This is a genomic window from Nocardioides fonticola (genome assembly GCF_039536805.1).
GTDB classification, from domain to species: Bacteria; Actinomycetota; Actinomycetes; order Propionibacteriales; family Nocardioidaceae; genus Nocardioides; species Nocardioides fonticola.
Genome location: NZ_BAAAZH010000001.1, coordinates 275144 through 295802, shown reverse-complemented (window position 1 = coordinate 295802; position 20659 = coordinate 275144). Strand labels below are relative to the sequence as shown.

Annotated in this window: 19 protein-coding genes; 10 read left to right on the top strand and 9 right to left on the bottom strand. The window is 73.0% G+C overall.

Annotated elements, in window-relative coordinates; translation table 11 throughout:
- Window positions 1–53 precede the first annotated feature (53 nt).
- The 7 genes from ABD671_RS01365 (at window position 54) to ppnP (ending at window position 7897) form a co-directional block, all read left to right on the top strand.
- Window positions 54–1628 (top strand): APC family permease, encoded by a 1575-nt coding sequence (locus ABD671_RS01365; protein ID WP_344731394.1) that lies wholly within the window; start codon window positions 54–56, stop codon window positions 1626–1628.
- Between the two features lie 15 nt (window positions 1629–1643).
- Window positions 1644–2693, top strand: a complete 1050-nt coding sequence (locus ABD671_RS01360; RefSeq protein ID WP_344731393.1) for an acetamidase/formamidase family protein — start codon at window positions 1644–1646, stop codon at window positions 2691–2693.
- On the top strand, window positions 2690–4003 hold the full coding sequence (locus ABD671_RS01355; RefSeq protein ID WP_344731392.1) for an aspartate aminotransferase family protein: 1314 nt from the start codon (window positions 2690–2692) through the stop codon (window positions 4001–4003). The genes ABD671_RS01360 and ABD671_RS01355 overlap by 4 nt, the downstream gene beginning before the upstream one ends.
- A 91-nt stretch (window positions 4004–4094) precedes the next feature.
- Entirely contained in the window at window positions 4095–5369 is a 1275-nt protein-coding gene (locus ABD671_RS01350; RefSeq protein ID WP_344731391.1) for a hypothetical protein, read from the top strand.
- Between the two features lie 130 nt (window positions 5370–5499).
- Entirely contained in the window at window positions 5500–6807 is a 1308-nt protein-coding gene (locus ABD671_RS01345) for a hemolysin family protein (protein ID WP_344731390.1), read from the top strand.
- A gap of 33 nt (window positions 6808–6840) precedes the next feature.
- The gene (gene leuE / locus ABD671_RS01340) at window positions 6841–7515 is read left to right on the top strand and encodes a leucine efflux protein LeuE (RefSeq protein ID WP_344731389.1); all 675 of its coding nucleotides are present in this window, start codon (window positions 6841–6843) and stop codon (window positions 7513–7515) included.
- Between the two features lie 61 nt (window positions 7516–7576).
- Window positions 7577–7897: a pyrimidine/purine nucleoside phosphorylase gene (gene ppnP / locus ABD671_RS01335; RefSeq protein ID WP_344731388.1), complete on the top strand. Its 321-nt coding sequence runs from the start codon at window positions 7577–7579 to the stop codon at window positions 7895–7897.
- Window positions 7898–7932: 35 nt separating this feature from the next.
- On the opposite strand, the gene ABD671_RS01330 is transcribed toward ppnP, so the two are convergent.
- Entirely contained in the window at window positions 7933–8829 is an 897-nt protein-coding gene (locus tag ABD671_RS01330) for a sulfite exporter TauE/SafE family protein (protein ID WP_344731387.1), read from the bottom strand.
- A gap of 124 nt (window positions 8830–8953) precedes the next feature.
- Here ABD671_RS01330 and ABD671_RS01325 point away from each other — a divergent pair, with 124 nt between their 5' ends.
- Window positions 8954–9469 (top strand): glycine cleavage system transcriptional repressor, encoded by a 516-nt coding sequence (locus ABD671_RS01325; RefSeq protein ID WP_344731386.1) that lies wholly within the window; start codon window positions 8954–8956, stop codon window positions 9467–9469.
- A 27-nt stretch (window positions 9470–9496) separates the two neighbouring features.
- Here the strand turns inward: ABD671_RS01325 and ABD671_RS01320 are convergent, their stop codons facing one another.
- From ABD671_RS01320 to ABD671_RS01300, 5 genes are all read right to left on the bottom strand, one after another.
- The gene (locus ABD671_RS01320) at window positions 9497–10192 is read right to left on the bottom strand and encodes an HNH endonuclease family protein (RefSeq protein ID WP_344731385.1); all 696 of its coding nucleotides are present in this window, start codon (window positions 10190–10192) and stop codon (window positions 9497–9499) included.
- A gap of 118 nt (window positions 10193–10310) precedes the next feature.
- On the bottom strand, window positions 10311–11267 hold the full coding sequence (sigJ, locus tag ABD671_RS01315) for an RNA polymerase sigma factor SigJ (RefSeq protein ID WP_344731384.1): 957 nt from the start codon (window positions 11265–11267) through the stop codon (window positions 10311–10313).
- The gene (locus tag ABD671_RS01310; RefSeq protein WP_344731382.1) at window positions 11264–12064 is read right to left on the bottom strand and encodes an SDR family oxidoreductase; all 801 of its coding nucleotides are present in this window, start codon (window positions 12062–12064) and stop codon (window positions 11264–11266) included. Before ABD671_RS01310 ends, sigJ begins: the two co-directional genes overlap by 4 nt.
- Window positions 12065–12155: 91 nt before the next feature.
- Window positions 12156–14651 (bottom strand): hypothetical protein, encoded by a 2496-nt coding sequence (locus tag ABD671_RS01305; RefSeq protein ID WP_344731381.1) that lies wholly within the window; start codon window positions 14649–14651, stop codon window positions 12156–12158.
- Between the two features lie 88 nt (window positions 14652–14739).
- Complete coding sequence (locus tag ABD671_RS01300; RefSeq protein ID WP_344731380.1) at window positions 14740–15240, bottom strand: MarR family winged helix-turn-helix transcriptional regulator; 501 nt, start codon at window positions 15238–15240, stop codon at window positions 14740–14742.
- 96 nt (window positions 15241–15336) lie between these two features.
- On the opposite strand from ABD671_RS01300, the gene ABD671_RS01295 reads away from it, so the two are divergent.
- Window positions 15337–16104 (top strand): pirin family protein, encoded by a 768-nt coding sequence (locus ABD671_RS01295; RefSeq protein ID WP_344731379.1) that lies wholly within the window; start codon window positions 15337–15339, stop codon window positions 16102–16104.
- A 4-nt stretch (window positions 16105–16108) separates the two neighbouring features.
- On the opposite strand, the gene scpC is transcribed toward ABD671_RS01295, so the two are convergent.
- Entirely contained in the window at window positions 16109–17614 is a 1506-nt protein-coding gene (gene scpC / locus ABD671_RS01290) for a succinyl-CoA:acetate CoA-transferase ScpC (RefSeq protein ID WP_344731378.1), read from the bottom strand.
- A 100-nt stretch (window positions 17615–17714) separates the two neighbouring features.
- Between scpC and ABD671_RS01285 the strand changes: the two genes are divergently transcribed.
- A complete protein-coding gene (locus tag ABD671_RS01285) occupies window positions 17715–18710 on the top strand; it encodes an aldo/keto reductase (RefSeq protein WP_344731377.1) in 996 nt (331 codons plus the stop codon).
- A 154-nt stretch (window positions 18711–18864) separates the two neighbouring features.
- On the opposite strand, the gene ABD671_RS01280 is transcribed toward ABD671_RS01285, so the two are convergent.
- The gene (locus ABD671_RS01280; RefSeq protein ID WP_344731376.1) at window positions 18865–19335 is read right to left on the bottom strand and encodes a PPOX class F420-dependent oxidoreductase; all 471 of its coding nucleotides are present in this window, start codon (window positions 19333–19335) and stop codon (window positions 18865–18867) included.
- A gap of 114 nt (window positions 19336–19449) precedes the next feature.
- Window positions 19450–20655 (bottom strand): NAD(P)/FAD-dependent oxidoreductase, encoded by a 1206-nt coding sequence (locus ABD671_RS01275; RefSeq protein ID WP_344731375.1) that lies wholly within the window; start codon window positions 20653–20655, stop codon window positions 19450–19452.
- Window positions 20656–20659: the final 4 nt, after the last annotated feature.

Below are 20659 nucleotides of genomic sequence, written 5' to 3'. Positions count from 1 at the left end.
GATCACGTGACGTCGAAGCGGCCCAGGATCGGGGATCAGGAGGTGGTGTCCCCATGACCACGGCAGAGACGAATCCTGCACCGACCACGGCCGCCGACGCGGCCGCCCCCGCTCACGAGTTCCACCGGCTGCGCCCCGGCTCCATCGGCCTGGTCGCAGTGCTCTTCATGGCGGTCGCGAACGCCGCCCCGATCACCGCGATGACCGGCAACGTGCCGATCGCGGTCGGCTACGGCAACGGCATCGGCGCCCCGGCCGGCTTCCTGGTCGCCACGGTGATCCTGACGATCTTCTCCATCGGCTACGTCGCCATGGCCAAGCACATCACCGCCACCGGCGCCTTCTACGGCTTCATCTCCCACGGCCTCGGTCGCACGACCGGTTTCGCCTCGGGTGTGGTCGCCACCCTCGCCTACGTCGTCTTCGAGGCGTCGCTGGTCGGCATCTTCGCCTCGTTCGCCAAGACCCTGCTGCCCGACTTCTTCATCAGCGAGTTCGGCTGGGCGCTCATCTGCGTCGCCGTCGTCGCCGTGCTCGGCTACTTCGAGATCTCCATTTCGGGCATCGTGCTCGGCGTCTTCCTCGTCGGCGAGATCATCATGCTCGGCGCCCTCGCGCTCTCGGTCGTCATCAAGGGCGGTGGCCCGGACGGCTTCGTGTTCTCCGCGCTCAACCCGCTCAACGCCTTCGATGCGGCACCCAGCACGGTCGCCGGCGGCGGTGCCGCGGTGACGGCGACCGCCGCGGTCGGCCTGTTCTTCGCCTTCTGGTCGTGGGTCGGCTTCGAGACCACGGCGGTGTACGGCGAGGAGTCCAAGGACCCCAAGACGATCGTCCCCCGCGCCACGCTGATGGCGGTCATCGGCCTCGGTGTCTTCTACGTGCTGGTCTCCTGGCTGGTCATCGCCGGCAACGGCACCGACCAGGCGATCGCGGTCTCCCGCGGATCGACCGGCAACAGCTTCGACGTCTTCCTCGACCTCACCCGCGCGAACCTGGGCGGCCCGACCGAGAAGATCTACGAGATCCTCGCCTGCACCGGCTCCTTCGCCTGCGCGATGGCCTTCCACAACGCGGCGTCCCGCTACCTCTACGCCTTCGGCCGCGAGGGCATCATCAGCCCGCTGGGCCGCACGCACGGCGTCCACAAGTCGCCGCACGTCGCCTCGATCACCCAGTCGGTGATCACCCTGGCGATCACGCTCGGCTTCTTCTTCCTCCAGGACCCGACCGAGAGCGCGCCGGACGTCTTCTACTTCTACCAGTACGGCCTGCTGGCGATCATGGGCACCATGGCGCTGCTCATCGTCCAGACCATCTGCTCGGTCGCCGTGGTCTGCTACTTCCACGTCGGCAAGCACCACCCCGAGTCGGCCCACTGGTTCACCACGCTCACCGCGCCGATCCTGGGCGCGATCGGCATGGCCTACGTCGTCTACCTGCTCTTCGACAACCTCACCTTCGCCGCCGGGGCCGCCTCGGGCAGCCCGGTCTTCACCGCGACGCCGTACCTCGTCATCGGCACCTTCGTCGCCGGTGTGCTGGGCGCGCTCGCCCTGCGGCAGTGGGCGCCGGCGATCTACGAGCGCACCGGCCGCGTGGTGATGGACGACAGTCACGAGCGCTGACGAACACTGGTCGACATGACCCTGCAGCATCACGACCACGACCCGGACGCCGACCCGGCGTCGCTGGTCTACACGTTCGGCGGAGCAGCCCCCGTCGCCTCGGTCGCACCCGGAACGGTGCTCTCGACGTGGACGCGGGACTGCTTCGCCGGACGGGTGAGCACGCGCGACCATCTGGCCTCCCAGCGCGTCGACCCGCGCTTCCTCAACCCCCAGACCGGGCCGTTCTTCGTCGAGGGCGCCGAGCCGGGCGACACCCTGGCGCTGCACTTCGTCTCGATCGAACCGCGGGAGACCTGGGGGGTCTCGACGACCGTGCCGTTCTTCGGGGCGCTGACCTCGACGCTGCTCACACCGACCCTCCAGGTCGCCTTGCCCGAGCTCACCTGGATCTATGGCATCGACACCGAGGCCGGCCTGGTGCGCTACGAGGCCCGCGACAGCGACTTCACCGTCGACCTGCCGCTCGACCCGATGCACGGCACGGTGGGGGTCGCCCCCGCGCTCGGCGAGGTGCGCAACTCCCTGGTGCCCGGCGACTGGGGCGGCAACATGGACACCCCGGAGCTGCGGGCGGGCACGACGGTCTACCTCGGCGTCAACGTGCCCGGCGCGCTGTTCAGCCTCGGCGACGGGCACGCGCGGCAGGGTGAGGGCGAGACGTGCGGGGTCGCGGTGGAGACGGCGATGGACACCGTGCTGGTCGTCGACCTCATCAAGGGGGCGCCCTGCCCCTGGCCGCGCCTGGAGTCCGACACCCACCTCATCGCCACCGGCTCGACCCGCCCGCTGGACGACGCGCTGCGCATCGCCCATGCCGAGCTCGTGCACTGGGTCGTCGCCGAGACCGGCCTCTCCACGATGGACGCCTACCAGCTGGTCTCCCAGACCGTGGAGACCCCAGTGGCCAACATGGTCGACACCGCCTACACCGTCACCGCGAAGTTCCCCAAGGCGCTGCTCGGCGACCGGGCGCCGATGGGCGGCGTCCACGAGCGGCTCAAGGCGATCGCGCGGGTGACCCTGGGGGAGACGCCGAGGAAGCAGGGAGGGAGGTCGTCGTGAACCTGCGCGGCACCCCGCCGTCCTCGACCCGCATCCTCGACGCCAACGCCTGGCGGCCGGGGCAGGACGCCGAGTCCGAGCTCATCGCTCGCCGGGTGCGGGTGCTCGGCCCGTCGTACCGGCTCTTCTACCGGCAGCCGCTGGAGATCGTGCGCGGCCACGGCACCCGGCTCTGGGACGCCGAGGGGCGGGAGTACCTCGACGTCTACAACAACGTCGCGAGTGTCGGTCACACGCACCCGCACGTGGTCGAGGCGATCGCCCGGCAGGCCGCGGTGCTGACCACCCACACCCGCTACCTCGACCGCGGCATCGTCGCCTACGCCGAACGGCTGCTGGCCCTCCTGCCCGACCCGATCGACCGGGCCGTCTTCACCTGCAGCGGCTCGGAGGCCAACGACCTCGCCGTGCGGGTGGCACGCGCCGCCACCGGACAGCGCGGCGTCATCGTCACCGAGGAGGCCTACCACGGCAACACCGCCCTGGTGACCGGCATGTCGCCCTCGCTCGGGGTGGGGGTGGGGCCGGAGGTCGTCACGGTGCCGGCCCCCGATCCGATGGCCGCCCCGCACCGGTCGTTCGCCGCGGGTGTGCGCGCCGGCATCGAGCGGTTGGCCGCCCAGGGGCTGCGTCCCGCCGCCCTCCTGCTCGACTCGATCCTCTCCTCCGACGGCGTGCACCCCGCCCTCGACCTCGCCGAGGCCGTGGCCGCGGTGCGCGCGGCCGGCGGCGTGGTGATCGCCGACGAGGTGCAGCCCGGGTTCGGACGCACCGGATCGGCGATGTGGGGCTTCGCCCGGCACGATGTCGTCCCCGAGATCGTCACGCTGGGCAAGCCGATGGGCAACGGCATGCCGATCGCCGCCGTCCTGGCCCAGGCGGCCGTCCTCGAACCGTTCTCGGCGGGAGAGCCGTACTTCAACACCTTCGGCGGCACGCAGGTCAGCATCGCGGCGGCCGATGCCGTGCTCGACGTCCTCGAACGCGAAGGCCTGCAGGCGCATGCGGCCGCCGTGGGGCGGGAGCTGCGGGCGCTGCTCGACGAGCTCGCCGTCGTCCACCGCTCGATCGCCGACGTGCGCGGCGACGGCCTGTTCATCGGCCTGCAGCTGCGGGAGGACGACGGGTCGCCGGGCACCGCCCTCGCCGCCGACGTCATCAACCTGCTGCGCCAGCGCGGCGTGCTCACCTCGGTGTGCGGCGCCCACGGCGACACCCTCAAGCTCCGCCCGCCGCTGCCGTTCTCCCGCGCGGACGCCGCCCGGCTCGCCGACGAGCTCGACGGGGTGCTCGGCGACCTCGAGGCGTAGCCTTCACCGCGTGACGAAGCACTAGGCCGCGCGCACGGCGTCCCCGGACGCCGATCGCTGCCGCCTGCCCACCTTCGTCCTCGGAGTCACCATGTACTCGACCCCGCTGTCCTGGCCTGCCCGCTACCTCCTGCTCCTGCGCTCGAGCGGACTCGGCCCCGTCGTCCTCGGGGCGGCCGCCGGCCGTCTCGGCTACGCCCTGCTCCCGCTGTGCCTGCTCTTCGGTGCCGGGCGGGCGATGGGTTCCTTCGCCCTCGCCTCCGGCGCCGTGGCCGTCTTCGGCCTCGCGACCCTCGCGATGCCGCTCCAGTCGCGGCTCGTCGATCTCCATGGCCGTCGACGGGTGCTGCCGATCGCCGCGCTGCTCGTGTGCCTGCTGCTCGCGACGATCGCGCTCGGCGCGGCCGCAGCGGTCGGTTCGCCCTGGTTCTGGTTCCCGCTCTGCCTCGGCGCGGGCGCGGTGGCGCCGGCGCTCGGCCCGGCGATGCGCGCCCGGTGGCGGGAGCGCTGCCGCCCGGACGACCTTCCGACCGCCTACGCGCTCGACGGCGTCGTGGAGGAGACGGCCTTCCTGCTCGGCCCGGTGGTCGCGGCCGGTGTGGTCGCGGTCGCGGCGCCGTGGTGGGGCATCGCCGCCGCAGCCGTGCTCGTGCCGCTCGGTGCCGCCGTCCTGGCGTTCGCGCCGGCCGTCTCAACGCCGCCGATCACCGAGCGCCACGAGGGGGACCGGCCCGGCGGGCACGAGGTCGGGTCCGAGGTCGCGCCCGCGGGTGCGCCCGCGTCCTCACCCGAGGAGGGCGGGCCCCTGTGGACGGCGTCCTTCGTCCTCCTGCTGCTCGCCCTCCTGGCCTTCGGTCTCTCCGGAGCAGGCGCGATCACCGCCGTGGCCGCGCTGGCCTACGCCGCCGACCGACCCGGGGTGCTCGGGATCGTGGAGGCCGCGATGGGTGCGGCCGCTGTCGTCGGCGGCCTGTGGTGGGGCGGACGGGAGCATCCACGCGCCGCGCGTGCGGATCTGACCCGACTGCTCCTGGCGCGGGTACCGCTCCTGGTGGTGGCGGCCGTCGTTCCCGGGTTGGGGGCCGTCGGCGTGGCCGTCGCCCTGACCGGCCTCCTCGCGGCACCGGCCTACGTCACCGCGTTCGGTGCCGCCGACGACGCGAGCCCGCCGCGGCGGCGGACCGAGGCGAGCACCTGGATCACCACCGCCACCAACCTGGGTGCCACAGCGGGCACGGCCGCGGCCGGTGTGCTCGCCGAGGTCGCCGGCTCGGGAGGTGTGCTGCTGCTCGCCGCCGCGGTCGGGCTCGTGGGAGCCGTGGCCGCGGGGCGCAGAGTGAGCGGCGGCCGGTCGCGCGCCGCGTGAGATGGCGGATACGAGACGTCGGTGCCGTGCCCGGATGTGGGTGGAGTCGCTACGGTGTCGCCATGGATCGACCACGAAGTCCCGGCCGTTCACGCTCCCACGACGACGTCGGCGGAGGTGAACGGGCCTGATGGACACCCAGACCCTGGTCAACGCGGGTTTGGTCCTGCTGTTCGTGCTGATCGGCGGCGTCTTCGCCGCCACCGAGCTGGCGCTCGTCTCGCTCCGCGAGGGCCAGCTGACCGCCCTCGAGCGCAGCGGTGCGCGTGGCGCGAAGGTCGCCTCGGTGGCCCGCGACCCCAACCGGTTCCTCGCCGCCGTGCAGATCGGCGTCACGCTCGCCGGCTTCCTCTCGGCCGCCTACGGCGGATCGACCCTGGCGCCCGACCTCGCGCCGTCCCTCGAACGACTCGGGCTGGGGGAGTCGGCCGCCGAGACGGTCGCGCTGCTCGGCCTCACCCTGCTCATCGCCTACCTCTCCCTCGTCCTCGGCGAGCTGGTGCCCAAGCGGCTGGCGATGCAGCGGGCGGTGGGGGTCTCGGTGGCCGTCACCCCGGCCCTCGATCGCTTCGCGACCGTGATGCGCCCGGTCATCTGGCTGCTCTCGCGCTCCACCGACGCCGTCGTCCGGCTGCTCGGCGGCGACCCGGCGGCCGCCGGTGAGCAGCTCTCGGCCGAGGAGCTGCGCGAGATCGTCTCCAGCCACGAGGAGCTCGAGGACGACGAGCGACGCATCCTCGGCGACGTCCTGGCCGCCGGCGAGACGACGCTGAAGGAGGTCATGCGTCCCCGCGGCGACGTGGCGTTCCTGCGCGGCGACCTCGACCTGCGCGCGGCCGCGGGCGTCGTCCGCGACCTGCCGTACTCGCGCTACCCCGTCATCGGGGAGGGGTTCGACGACATCGTCGGGTTCCTGCACGTGCGCGACCTGCTGGGCCTGGAGGACGCCGACGCGCGCACCGTCGCCGACGTCGTCCGCCCGGTGCTGCGGTTGCCCGGCAGCCGACGGGTGCTGCCCTCGGTGGCGATGATGCGCGAAGGCGGCACGCACCTCGCCGTGGTCGTCGACGAGTACGGCGGCACCGACGGCATCGTCACCCTCGAGGACCTCCTCGAGGAGGTCATCGGCGAGATCCGCGACGAGTACGACCCCGCCGCGCACGAGGTGCCGCGGGCGGACGCCGCCGAGCTGGCCGGTGGGCTCAGCCTCGAGGAGTTCGAGGAGCGCACCGGGCTCGCCCTCCCGGAGGGCCCCTACGAGACCGTGGCCGGCTACCTGCTGGCCCGACTCGGCCACATCCCCGAGGTCGGCGAGGCCGTCGAGGTCGAGGGTGCGGTGCTGGAGGTCGCCGGCATGGCCGGTCACCGCATCATCGGGGTGGCGGTCCGGCGCCTCGAGGGCGCGGCGCCGACCGCGGAGGGTCCCTCGCCGCGGTGACGCGGCACCGCACCCCATGGGACCATCGGCTCCGTGTGGGGTGTGATCGACCTGCCGACCTACCTGGTCGGCCTCGTGCTCATCGTGCTGCTGCCGGGGCCGAACTCGATGTTCGTGCTCGCGGTCGCGGCGCGCGAAGGGGTGCGGAGCGGCTACGCCGCCGCGGTCGGGGTGTTCACCGGCGACGCCGTCCTGATGACGCTCTCGGCCGCCGGGGTCGCCTCGGTGCTGGAGGCCAACGAGGTGGTCTTCGACGTGCTGAAGTACCTCGGCGCCGGCTACCTCGGGTGGCTCGCCATCGGCCTGCTCCGGGCGGCCTGGGCGACGTTGCGCGCCCGCACTCTGCGGACGTCGTCCGGGGCGGACGCCGTCGGCGAGGCCGCCGAACTCGCGCGGGGCGCGCACGGCCATCACTTCCGTCGCGCGCTGGTGATCAGCCTGCTCAATCCCAAGGCGATCTTGTTCTTCATCGCCTTCTTCGTGCAGTTCGTCGACCCGGCCTACCCGCGTCCGGCCGTGTCCTTCCTGGTGCTCGGCGCCTTCGCGGAGCTGGTGAGCTTCCTCTACCTGACGACCTTGATCTTCGCCGGTTCCCGGCTGGCGGCGGCGTTCCGTGCTCGCCGCGCCCTGGCGGCGGGTGGCACGTCGCTGGTCGGGGTGGTGTTCCTCGGCTTCGCGGTGAAGTTGGCCACCGCCTCGGCCGCCTGAGCCCCTTCCGAGGCGCGGGCGGGCGCCCGACGACGGACGACGCCGCCGTTAGGCTCCGCGCGTGACCGAGAACCAGAGCTACGCCGGCGTGACCCTCGACCCCCGTGCGAACGTCTACTTCGACGGCGCCTGCGTGAGCCACACCTTCCACGTCGCCGACGGCACACGGAAGTCCGCGGGCGTGATCTTCCCGGCCACCTTGGAGTTCGGCACCGCGGCCCCCGAGGTCATGGAGTTGCACGGCGGCCGGTGCCGGGTGCGGCTCGCGGGCTCAGAGGAGTGGGTCGCCTACGGCGAGGGCGAGTCGTTCGCAGTGCCCGGCGACTCCTCCTTCGACATCGAGGTGCTCGAGACCGTCAGCTACGTCTGCCACTACGGCTGACGAGGCGGGGTCCGATCCGAGCGGTCGGACGACGCTCAGGCCGCCGCGGGCACCTCGTCGTTCGTGCCCGCCGCGGTCGCCTTCTCCCGCAGCCACGCGAGGTGGGCGAGCCGGGCGATGAAGCCGATCCACGCGAGGATCAGGACGGCGTCGACCGCGCCGTGGAGCCCGCCCAGGGCGGCGACCACGGAGACCGCGTTGACGAGGATGACCAAGCCGCCGACGAGCGTGCCCATGGGGGCATGGGGCAGGCGGCCGGCGAGCCGGGCGGCGAAGGGGGCGACGAGCACGCCGCCGATGATGAGCCCGACGACCGGGAGCCACGGGATGTCCTCGTGGGCGACGCCGGTGATGAAGCCGGTCGACACCGAGACCGCGACCACGAACTCGGCCGCGTTGGTGGTGCCCACGACCCGGCGCGGCTCGTGGCGGGTGACGGTCATGAGGCTGGGGGTCACGACCGGTCCCCAACCGCCGCCGCCCGTGGCGTCGACGAAACCGCCGAGCAGGCCGATGGGGGAGAGCCAGCGCGCGGAGTCGCCGCTGCTCGGCGTCGGAATGAGGCGCTTGTCGAAACCGAAGCGCACCAGGATCACCAGGCCGAAGAAGATGAGCAGCCCGGCCATCCAGCCCTTGGCGGCGCTGAGGCTGATCGAGGTGAGCACCACAGCGCCGAGGAACCCGCCGATCGCGCCGGGCACGGCCACCCGCAGCAGTACGCGGGTGTCGACGTTGCCGGCACGCCAGTGGGAGAGGCCCGAGATCAGCGTCGTCGGCAGCTTGGCCGCGTGGGTCGCTGCGCTGGCCGTGGCCGGGGCGACGCCGAGGCTGAGCAGCACGGTGGCCGAGGTGACGCCGAAGCCCATGCCGAGGGTGCCGTCGACGAACTGGGCGAGCCCGCCCGCGAGGGCGAAGGCGGCGATGAGCCACATGGGTCCTCCAGGGACGGGTCGGAGACGGGAACCGCTGATAACTCTATAAAGTCACCAGTGATAGGCAAAACCATTCACTCGGTCGGTCCAGACCGGATCCGCTCCGACGGTTAGGCTCCCCGCCATGGCGACCCTGGTGCTCACCGTCCTCGGCGACGATCGTCCCGGCCTGGTCTCGGCGGTCTCCGCGGCCGTCGTCGGCCACGGCGGCTCGTGGGAGCGCAGCGAGATGGCCCGGCTGGCCGGGAAGTTCGCCGGCATCGTCCTCGTCTCGGCTCCCGACGACCGCGTCGAGGAGCTGCGCGGCGCGCTGGGAGCGCTCGCGGCCGACGGCCTGGTCGTCACGGTCGAGGGCACCTCCCATGCCGAGGACGACGCCGCCTCCCGGCTGCGGCTGCACCTGCTGGGCGCCGACCGCCCCGGCATCGTCGCGGAGATCTCCCGCGCCGCCGCGGCGCGCCACATCGGCATCGAGGAGCTGCGCACCGCCCTCGTGGAGGCGCCGATGGCCGGCGGCACCCTCTTCGAGCTCGACGCCGTGCTGGTCTCGCCCGCCGGGGCCGACGTCGAGGAGTTCCGCGGCGCGCTCGAGGCGCTGGGGGCGGAGCTGATGGTCGACGTCGACCTCGGCGAGCACTGATCGGTTCAGGCTGAGCCCGGAGCCGGATCAGGCGGTCGTCACCGTCACGGTGTTCGAGCACGTGGAGGCGTACTGGTCGAGCACCTTCTTCTCCGCGGAGTCCGCCGAGAGGCCCCAGCGGATCTTCACCGCCACCCACTCGGCGATGTAGCGGCACTTGTCGTAGGTCGGCAGCCAGGTGGCGGGGTCCTGGTCGCTCTTGGACTGGTTGACCGAGTCGGTGACGCCGACCAGGGTGCGGTAGTCGCCGAGGTCGTTGGCGTAGGCCTGGCGGCGCGCCGTCGTCCACGTGCTCGCGCCGGAGCCCCAGGCCTCGGCCAACGGCACGAGGTGGTCGATGTCGATGTCGGAGGCGTCGGTCCACGACACCCGGTCGTAGTAGGAGAACCAGCGGCCGGTGGCGACCGTGCAGTTCGTGGAGCTGGTGTAGGTGAGCGGGGTGTCGGTCTCGCGTTCGCTGATGAGCACCTCGGCACGGGTGTTCTGGCAGTCGCCGTCGGCGTCGATCCAGTGGGGGAACAGCGTGCGGTCGTACCCGCTGTTGTTCTCGGTCGCGGTCGGGATCTGCGCGACGCCCTGGGCGAGGGTGCCGCTGAAGGTGGTGCCGGCGGCACTCGCCGGCGCGGCGAGCCGTGTTGCGAGGAGGAGGGCGACCAGAGCCGCCGCGAGCAGTGCGGCGAGGCCGCGGTGGAGGGGACGGATCAGCATCCGAGAGTGAGTCATCGAAGGCTCCTGCTGAGGGTGGGACGCCGACGCGGATGCGTCGACGCCCCCTGCCTACGCAGGGCCGGGACGGCGCGCCAGGGTGACCCGCCGCCGGTCCGGAGGATTCACCGGAGCGTCATCCGCCGTCGGCCGGGCCGATCCGCGCGAACTGGGCGAGCTTCGCCGGCGCGCGCACGATGTCGACACGGACGATCCGCCCCTCCCGCGAGGTGAGGATCGACAGCGAGTCCGGTCGTCCCCCGATCCTGCTGAGCAGAGCCGGTGCCCCCTGGGCGACGACCTCCTCGACCGTGGCGCCGGCGGCGTCCATCCGCTGGAGGATGCCCAGGATGAACCGGGCGACCCGGTCGGGCCCGTGCACCGGGCGCCGGGCCGCGTTGACGACCCCACCGCCGTCGGAGGTCAGCACGACCGCCGGATCGAGGACGGCGACCAGGGCGCCGACGTCGCCGCCGGCCGCGGCCGCCAGGAATGCCTCGACCGCGCGCCGGTGCTCGATCGGGTCGATGCGCAGCCGGGGTGCGGAGTCGCGCACGTTGCGGCGCGCCCGGGAGGCGGCCTGGCGGACGGCGGCCGGCGTGCGACCGACCACGTCGGCGACCTCGTCGAAGGGGACGCCGAAGAGGTCGTGCAGCACCCACGACGTCCGCTCCGCCGGCGTGAGCCGTTCCAGGGCGACGAGCAGCGCGTAGTCGACCGACTCGGCGAGCGTCACCCGGTCGGCCGGGTCGATCGGCGAGGCGGCCGATGCCGAGGGGGAGGGCCGGCCGTGGGTGCTCTCGTGCAGCGGCTCGGGCAGCCACGGGCCGACGTAGGTCTCGCGGCGCACCCGCGCTGAGCGCAGCATCGTCAGCGCCCGCCGCGAGGTCGCCACGACGCACCAGGCCTCGAGGTCGCGGATCGGCTCGCGTGCGTGCGCGACGACGAGGTCCGGCCACACGTCTGCGACGGCGTCCTCCGCGTCGGCCACCGTGCCCAAGAGCGCGTGGGCGACCCGCACGAGCCGGGGGCGCAGGGCGTCGAAGCGGGCGGCCAGCGCCTCGGTCCGGGTCGGCTCCTCGGATGCGGTCACACGACGCTCCGCTCCGGCGCGGTGGAGCGGACGAGCCACTCCTCGAAGGTCTCCTGTCCGGTGCGCCACGGGCTGCGTGGAAGCAGGGCGCCACCCGCCACCGCGCGCGCTCCGCGACCCGGGTACGGGATGGGGACGACCCACCCGGGCAGCCCGAGGCGGCGCACGAGGTCGGGGAACCGGTGGACGACCGGTCCGCCCATCTCGAGCCGACGCGGACCGCCGACGGCGCTGGGCGGCGTCCCGGTGGCGAGGTCGACCAGCGCCTCGGCGACCTCGCTCGCTGCGACCGGGGCGAGGCGCATGCGGGGCGCCAGCAGCACGGGCCCGCGACGCAGTGCGGGCGCCATCTGGCCGGCGAACTCGTGGAACTGCGTGGCCCGCAGGATCGTGGCGGCGCCGCCGTGCTCGGCGACGAGACGCTCCTGTGCGCGCTTGCCCGCGTAGTAGGCGGTCGGCGCGCGGTCGATGCCGACGATGGAGAGGGCGACGTGGTGCGGCACCTCGGCAGCACGGCCCGCGGCCAGGAGGGTCGCGGTGGTGGAGGTGAAGCCGGCGATCGACTCCCTGCGCGCCATCGTCGCGACGTTGAGGCAGTCGATCACGGCCGAGCAGTCCTGCAGCAGTGCCGCGACGTCCTCGATCGGAGCCCCCGCAGGACGGCGGAGGTCGACGCCCCGGGCGCGGGAGAGCTCGACGACCCCGTGCCCGCGGGCGCGGAGCACGGCGACGACATGGCGACCGACGGTGCCGGTGGCTCCGGCGACGGCGATGCTGGTGGCGGCGGGGGTGGTCATGGGTCCTCCGGTGAGGTCGGGGTCATCTCACCAGAGGACGGCGCGGCTGCGCAGGATGTGACATCGGGGCCCGAGCCCCGACCACGATCGCTCAGTAGTCCCAGCCGTGCCAGGCCATCGCGACGATGACGACGAGCACCACGAGGCCGCCGAGCTCCCACCGCCACGCAGGACGTCGGGGCTCGGGGGCCTTCCAGACCATGCTCACGAGGCCGAGAGCCACCGACGGCACCGCTGCCAGCATGAAGGCCACCTCGAAGGCGCGCTCGTCCGACTCGATGCCCGAGGTCGCAAACAGCACCAGGAACGTGCAGGCGAGGATCAGCAGCATCACCTCGACCAGCCCCTGGGGCAGCCACCAGGCCGTGCGCCGCGGCTCCCAGCCGTGGGACTGGGCCAGGGCGAGCGCTCCGGGGACGGCGTAGAGCACGGTGCCGATGACCCACGGCCAGCCGAACCCGAGGAACGCCCAGCCGATGAAGGAGTAGACGCAGATGCGGGCCAGGGTGCCGCCGACGTCGGCGAGGGTGGTCGCCGCCGGGAGCGTGGTGGCCACCTCGACGGTCTCCAGGCGCTTCGGGTAGAGCGCGAGGGCGAGGTGCTCGAGGCCGACGCGGGCGGCGATGGCGATCATCGCCGCGATCGCGATCGTGCCGGAGTGGGCGGCGAGCGAGGTCGGCTGGTCGGCGAAGGAGTCCATCGCGCCCAGCACCTTGTCGGTGACCCAGCCGCACAGCAGGGCGCCGATGACGGCGTCGGCGACGCGGTCCCAGCGGTGCAGATCGTCGTCCGCGCCCTCCCGGCGCTCGCGGCGGAAGGGACGCTGCGCGGAGCCGACCAGGGGCAGGGCGACCCACACGAACGCCAGGGCGAGCAGCACCAGGGCCGTGTGCGTGGCGTCGAGGCTATTAGTGCCCACGCCCACCAGGGCGCCACCGAGCAGCACGAGGAAGGCCGCGGCGCCGGCGACGGCGTCGAAGGCCGCCAGGACGACGACCGCGATGCAGAGCGCAACCGACGGCGGCAGACCGGCGTCGGCCGACTGCACGACAGCGACCAGTCCCAGCACGGCGCCGAGCAGCGGCAGCAGCAGGGCGGCCGTGCCCAGGGCGGCCCGGGGGACGGCGGCGTCGACCGCGAGCCGGGCGGCGAAGGGGGTGTGCGCGGCCCAGCGGCCCGGCGCCGTCGCGCTCCACGCGTCGACGAGGCGGTGGCCGGGCCAGCGCCAGCTCGGCGACCGGTCGCCGGGGCCGATCCGGTCGTCGAGGGCCTCCTCGCGCTCGTCGTCGGTGTCGTCGCGATCGGCGAGGTCGGCTACGGCGAGCAGCGTGCGATCCGGCCCGGATGTCGGGACGCCCGCTGTCGAGACGGCGCGCTGAGCGAGGGCGGTGCGGGCCATGCCGCGCGCCCGGCTGCCGTGCAGCACGACGCCCGCGAGCACCAGCAGCGCGATGAGGGCGGTGCGGTCGGTGAACGGGTCACCGAGCGGGCCCGGCCCGATGGGCGCGGCCACCGGGGTGGTCGACGGGGTGCTGCTGGGGTCGGCGGAGGGCGTCGGCGTCGGCGTGCCGGAGGGCGCGGCACTCGGATCCGCCGGCCCACCCGAGGCCGGCGCCGGCAGGGCGACGGTGACCTCGGTCGGGGTGGGGGTCGGGGTGGACGTCGGTGCCGCGGTGGTCGTCGAGGTCGGCGTCGCGGTGGTCGTGCCGGTGCTGGCCGGAGCGGTGGGGGTGCTCGTGGTGCTGCCGCCCGACGGCGTGGGGGTCGGCGTGGGGGTCGGCGTCGGCGTCGTGGTGGCGGTGGGGGTCGGCGTGGCCGTGGGCGTCGGGGTGGGCGTCGGCGTGGGGGTCGGCGTGGGCGTCGGGGTCGGCGGGACGACGACCGGCGCCAGCACGGTGTAGGGACGTTGGATGCGGTCGATGAGGTCGCCGCGCCCGAAGAGCGATTCCGAGACCGTCATCGTGTAGCCGCCGTCGGCGAGTCCCGCCGTCCGGCTGGCGGGGACGACGCAGGAATAGGTGGCGCCCGTGACGTCGCAGCCGACGACCACGGAGGTCGCCCGCGCGGCCCCACCGGCCCGGCTGGAGGGGCCCGAGAGCACCAGCCCGATCGAGGTGCTCCGGTGAGGATCGGCCGGCCCGGTCACGGTGATCGGATCGCCGGCGTACCCCGAGGAGGTGGATGACCGCACGTCGAAGCGGCTGGTGACGTTCACGGCGAAGTCGGCGCTGTCGCCGCCGCCCTCGCCGGTCGCGGTGATCGCGATGACGTGCCGGCCGGGTGCCAGGATCGGCGGCCCGTCGGGGGTGCAGGTCCAGTTGTCGTCGTCGCCGCGGCTGATGATGCAGTAGGTCGCATCGTCGATCCCGACGCTCATGATGTCGTAGGTGGAGGGATAGAACTGGTTGCCGCGGAGGGTGTAGGGCTGATCGACGATGTCGAGCGCGGCGCCCTCGGCAGGTGAGGTCGGCACGGGGCCGAAGTAGTCCTTGCCGGCGGCGTCGGCGCCGGGGCCCACGAGGGCGGCCGCCAGCGCGCCCACGAGGAGCAGGGGCGCGGCGAGGAGGGTGAGGGGATGACGGTTCACGGGCTTCCTTCCCCCGAGAACCCGGTCCTGGGGAGTGACCGGCAGCGCCGGAGCGGGCGCCGGTCCGTTGTTTACCGTGCCGGTCGGCTCACCGGGGCGGAATTCGATCGTTCGTAACCGACCGCTCCAGACCGGTGCGCAGCGCCGCCAGAGCGTCGGCGAGACCGGTGTCCCCGCCGGCCGGAAGCGGATCGAGGAAGAGCGACCGCACGGTGTCGACGTGGCCGGGCACGGCACGCTCGAGCGCGTCGCGCCCCGCAGCGGTGAGGACGACGAACCACCCGCGGCCGTCGTCCTCGCACTCCTCGCGGGCCACCAGGCCGCGCTTCTCCATGCGGGAGAGGTGGTGGCTGGCCCGGCTGCGTTCCCAGGTGAGGGCGCGCGCGAGCTCGCTGACGCGCAGCCGACCGCCGTCGGTCTCGCTCAGCAGCACCAGGACGTCGAAGTCGGGGAGGGAGAGGCCGGCGTCCGCGTGCAGCGCCCGCTGGAGGGCGGCGGGCAGCAGGCTCGTGACGGCGAGCCAGTCGCGCCAGATCGCCTGTTCGTCGGGGGAGAGCCACTGCGGCTCGGCCCGGGAGCCGCTCGTCATGGGCCCAGGCTAACCGGGAATGGTTGACATGTCACTTATGTTCGGGGAAGGTAGTTGACGCGTCACCGAACGACGCGCATCCGTCAGGAGGACACCATGGCCACCATGCAGCTCACCCCCGAGATCGACGTCCGACGTGCCGAGAGCCGCTTCGTCAGCGACTTCGGGTGGCTGGACTCCAAGCACTCCTTCTCCTTCGGCCACCACCACGACCCCCGCAACACCCACCACGGGCTGCTGCTGGTCAACAACGACGACATCGTCGACGCCGGCACCGGGTTCGACACCCACCCGCACCGTGACATGGAGATCGTCACCTGGGTGCTCGATGGCTCCCTCGTGCACCAGGACTCCACCGGCCACAACGGCGTCATCTACCCGGGCCTCGCCCAGCGGATGAGCGCCGGCACCGGCATCCTGCACTCGGAGAAGAACGACTCCTGGCGCCTGGCCGGCCCCGAGCACCGCGACCCCGTGCACTTCGTGCAGATGTGGGTGCTGCCCGACGAGTCCGGCATCACCCCGGGCTACGAGCAGCTCGAGATCGACCACGAGCGGCTCGCCTCCGGGCTCGTGCCGGTGGCCTCCGGCATGGAGAAGCACGCCGACGAGACCGCCATCCGCATCCGCAACCGCTACGCCGCGCTGCTGGCCGCCCGGCTCCAGCCGGGCCAGAGCGTCGAGCTGCCCGAGGCGCCGTTCCTGCACCTGTTCGTGCCGCGCGGCAGCGTCGTCCTCGAGGGTGCGGGCGACCTGGCCACCGGGGACGCCGTCCGGTTCACCGCCACGGGCGGCCAGAAGGTCACCGCGATCGAGCCGGCCGAGATCCTCGTGTGGGAGATGCACGCGACCGTCGCGGCCTGAGCCGTCACATCCGCCCGGTCTCCAGGTAGCGCTGGTGCCACGCCAGCGCCTCCTGGAGCAGGTGCGGGGTGTGCCGGGCGGTCGGCCGTTCCCGGGCCGCCCGCTCGAGGTAGTCGGCCAGCGCGTCGCGGAAGCCCGGATGCGCGCAGGAGGCGACGACCCGGGCGGCGCGACGGCGCGGTGAGAGCCCGCGCAGATCGGCGAGACCCTGCTCGGTGACGATCACGTGCACGTCGTGCTCGGTGTGGTCGACGTGGCTGACCATCGGCACGATGGTCGAGATCGCGCCGCCCTTCGCCGTCGAGGGCGAGAGGAAGAAGTTGAGGTAGGCGTTGCGCGCGAAGTCGCCGCTGCCGCCGATGCCGTTCATGATCGCCGAGCCCATGACGTGGGTGGAGTTCACGTTGCCGTAGACGTCGGCCTCGATCATCCCGTTCATCGCGATGACGCCGAGGCGGCGCACGACCTCGGGATGGTTCGAGATCTCCTCGCTGCGCAGCAGGATGCGACCGCGGTAGCGCTCGATGCCCTCGGTGAACCGACGCACCCCGGCATCGGAGAGCCCGAAGGACGTCGCCGACGCCGCGGCGAGCGTGCCGGAGTCCAGCAGGTCGAGCATGGCGTCCTGGAGCACCTCGGTGTAGGCCGTGAGGCCCGTGAACTCGCTGGCGCCCAGGCCCGCCAGGACGGCGTTGGCGGTGTTGCCCACACCGGACTGCAACGGCAGCAGGGTCGGCGGCATCCGCCCGGCCGCGACCTCGTGGCGCAGGAAGTCGAGCAGGTGGGCGGCGATCGCCTCCGAGGTGTCGTCGGGCTCGGCGAAGGGGGAGTTGCGGTCGGGGGCGTCGGTCTCGACCACCGCGACGACCCGTGCCGGGTCGACCCGCAGGTACGGCTCGCCGATGCGCTGCATCGGCTCGGTGAGCGGGATCGGGCGGCGGTGCGGCGGCAGCGCCGTCCCGTAGTAGAGGTCGTGGAAACCCTCGAGGGCACGCGGCTGCCAGGAGTTGACCTCGAGGATCACCCGCTCGGCCTGGTCGAGCCAGGTCTTGTTGTTGCCCACCGAGCTGCTCGGCACCAGCCGGCCGTCGGGCAGGATCGCGGCGACCTCGACGACCGCGACGTCGAGGCGACCGTAGAAGCCGAACCACATCTGCTGGGCCGAGTGGCTCAGGTGGGCGTCGATGTAGTCGACCTCGCCGGCGTTGATCTCCGAGCGGAGCAGCGGATCGGAGTTGTAGGGCAGCCGCGTGGCGATGCCGTGCGCCTCGGCGAGCACGCCGTCGGCGTCCGGTGCCGTCGACGCGCCGCTCCACAGGCCGATGCGGAAGTCCTCGCCGCGTTCGTGGGCCGCGCGCATCCGCGCCGCGAGCGCCGCGGGCACGGCCTTGGGGTAGCCGGCGCCGGTGAAGCCGCTGATGCCGACGTTGTCGCCGGGGCCGATGAGCGCGGCGGCATGCTCCGCGGTGGTGATCCGACTCGACAGGATCGGGCAGCTCACGCGGGACACGCCGACGATCGTCTCACCCGGGCGAGGGGACCTGCGGGGCGCAGTGGGCTCGGCTGGGCTCGGCTGGGCTCGGTGCCCGGTGGGCGACTACAAAGGGGGCATGGAGCAGCGCACCCTCGGCCGGACCGGCCGCGACGTCTCGATCATCGGCCTCGGCACCTGGCAGCTCGGCGCGGACTGGGGCGAGGTGAGCGAGGACGACGCCCGCGCTGTGCTCCAGGCCGCGCTCGACACCGGCGTCACCGTGTTCGACACCGCCGACGTCTACGGCGACGGCCGCAGCGAGCAGACGATCGCGGCGTTCCTGCGCGACGTCGGCCGCGACGACGTCCTGGTGGCCACCAAGATGGGGCGTCGGCTCGAGCAGGTGCCGGCCAACTACCGGATGGAGAACTTCCGGGCCTGGACCGACCGGTCGCGCCGCAACCTGGGTGTCGAGCGGCTCGACCTGGTGCAGCTGCACTGCCCGCCGAGCGCGACCATCGACGACGACGCGACCTACGACGCCCTCGACACCCTGGTGGCCGAGGGCGTCATCGCCGCCTACGGGGTCAGCGTGGAGACCTGCGACCAGGCGCTCGCGGCCATCGCGCGCCCCGGCGTGGCGAGCATCCAGATCATCCTCAACGCCTTCCGGCGCAAGCCGCTGGACGCCGTCCTGCCGGCCGCGATCCAGGCCGGCGTCGGCATCATCGCGCGCGTGCCGTTGGCCTCGGGTCTGCTCAGCGGACGCTACGACGCCGCGACCACCTTCCCGGCCGACGACCACCGCACCTACAACCGCGACGGCGCCGCCTTCGACGTCGGTGAGACCTTCAGCGGCCTGGGCTGGGACCGCGGCCTCGCCGCGGCCGGCGCGTTCACCGAGCTCGTGCGCGAGCACGGCCCCGAGGGTGCGACCCCGGCCCAGGTGGCGCTGGCCTGGATCCTCCAGCTCGACGGCGTCACCACCGTCATCCCGGGCGCCCGCAACGCCGAGCAGGCCCGAGCCAACGCCGCCGCGGCCGAGGTGCCCCCGCTCTCGGCCGCGTTCCTCGACGGGGTCGCGGCGCTCTACGACGAGCAGTTGCGGGAGTTCGTGCACCCGCGGTGGTGAGTCGGCGCCAGGAGTCACCGGGCGGCCGGTGACTCCTGCCATTGGTCAGGCAAGACTTGCGTCCTGAACCGACAGACTCAGCTGACCAATCCTCGGTCGCGAGTCCCGCGTACACCATCGGTCACACCGGACAGGTGAATCTGCCCCCGCCCCCTCACCCCAACCGCGCCGGGAAACCCCCCGTCGCGACCGGACCCCACCGGGTGGGCGTGACCCGGATGAGCGACTTGCCCTGGTCGAGCATCGCCTGGCGGTACTCCTCCCAGTCGGGGTGCTCGCCGGCGATGCAGCGGAAGTAGTCGACGAAGGCGTCCAGCGCCTCGGGGCCGTCGGTCACGTCGAGCACCTCGGCCTCGCCGTCGATCTGCACCCATGCGCCGTCCCAGTCGTCGGAGACCACGACCACGCTAACGGCCGGGTCACGGCGGGCGTTGCGGGTCTTGGCCCGCTCGGGGTAGGTCGAGATCACCAGGCGGCCCTCGTCGTCGACGCCGCCGGTCACCGGCGAGGCCTGCGGCGAACCGTCGGCGCGCCGGGTGATGAGCAGGAAGTGGTGCCGCGGTCGCACGAAGTCGAGCAGCTCCTCCCGCTCGACGCGGTCGGCGCGGGCGATGGTGCGGGCCATGGGTTCCTCCGAGGTTCAGACGGGACGGCCGGGTGGGCTGTCGAGCAGGGCGAGATGGGACGGCGTGGCGGCCGCCGTCCATCCTGCCCGGGCGCTCCCGGCCGAACCCACCCCTCAGGGCAGCTGCACGTAGCCGTGGCGCGCCTTCCACAGGAAGTACTTCTCGAAGGCCAGCTTCATCGCGTGCGCCTGGGGGCCGGGCACGAGCACGCCGCGGTCGCGGGGCGGCAGCATCTTGTCGGCCAGGATGATCACGCCGTTGTTGCCGGCGTCCATGACGCACACCGCGGGGATGTCGGCGAACGGCTTCTCGTGGGTCGGGCGCTCGCCGCGGATCTGCGCGGCGATGTTGGACGCCGCCGTGTGGGCCTGGATCTCGGTCGGCAGGCCGGTCTTCGGGATGCCCATCGGGATGGCGGTCTGCCACGGTGCGACGACCTGTGCCGCGATCCCGACGACGTAGACGTTGTCGAACTTCTCGCTCTGGTAGGTCCCGCGCACCGGCAGGTAGCCCTTGGCGTCGGGGTCCAGCGCCGTGGCGCTGGCGGCGACCTCCTGGCCGAGGAAGGGCGGGATCACCATCGAGAAGGACGACGGCAGCTCGGTGCCGTCGGCGAGCACCACGGCGTCGGAGGCGACGTGGTCGAGGGCGACCCCGACGTGGGCGTCGATGTTCTGCTTGCGCAGGAACATGCCGAGCAACTGCTCGCCGTGGGGGAGACCCCCGATGCCGAAGTGGCCGAGGAAGGGCTCGGAGCTCACGTAGGTGAGCTTCACCTGCTTCTGCAGGCCCGCCTTCTTCAGCCGGTAGGAGGTGTTGAAGAGGAACTCGTAGGCGGCACCGAAGCAGCCGGCGCCCTGGGAGGCGGCGATCACGATGTCGCCGGGGTAGGCCAGGTAGCGCTTCCAGGCCTCGCCGGTGCGTTGCGCGGCCTCGAGGGTGGTGATGGTGTGGGCGTTCTCGGTGAGTCCGGGGACGACGTCCATCTGGTTGCGGTAGCCGGTCGCGACGACGAGGTAGTCGTAGGCGTGGTCGGTGCCCGAGGCGGTGCGCACGCGCTGCTGGTCGGCATCGATCTCGACCGCGGCGTCGTGGATGAAGTCGATCCCGTGCGCCTCGAAGGTCGGGGCGACGGGGAAGGTGATCTGCGAGGCGTCGCGCTTGCCGAACGGGAGCCAGATCAGGCTCGGGTTGAACACGAAGCGGTCGCCGGGGGAGATCACCTTCACCTCGACGTCGCCGTGCAGCTCGCGCTTCACGGCGAGGGCGGCGGTGAGTCCGCCGAAGTTGGATCCGAGGACGAGGACGGTCTTGCGCATCGTC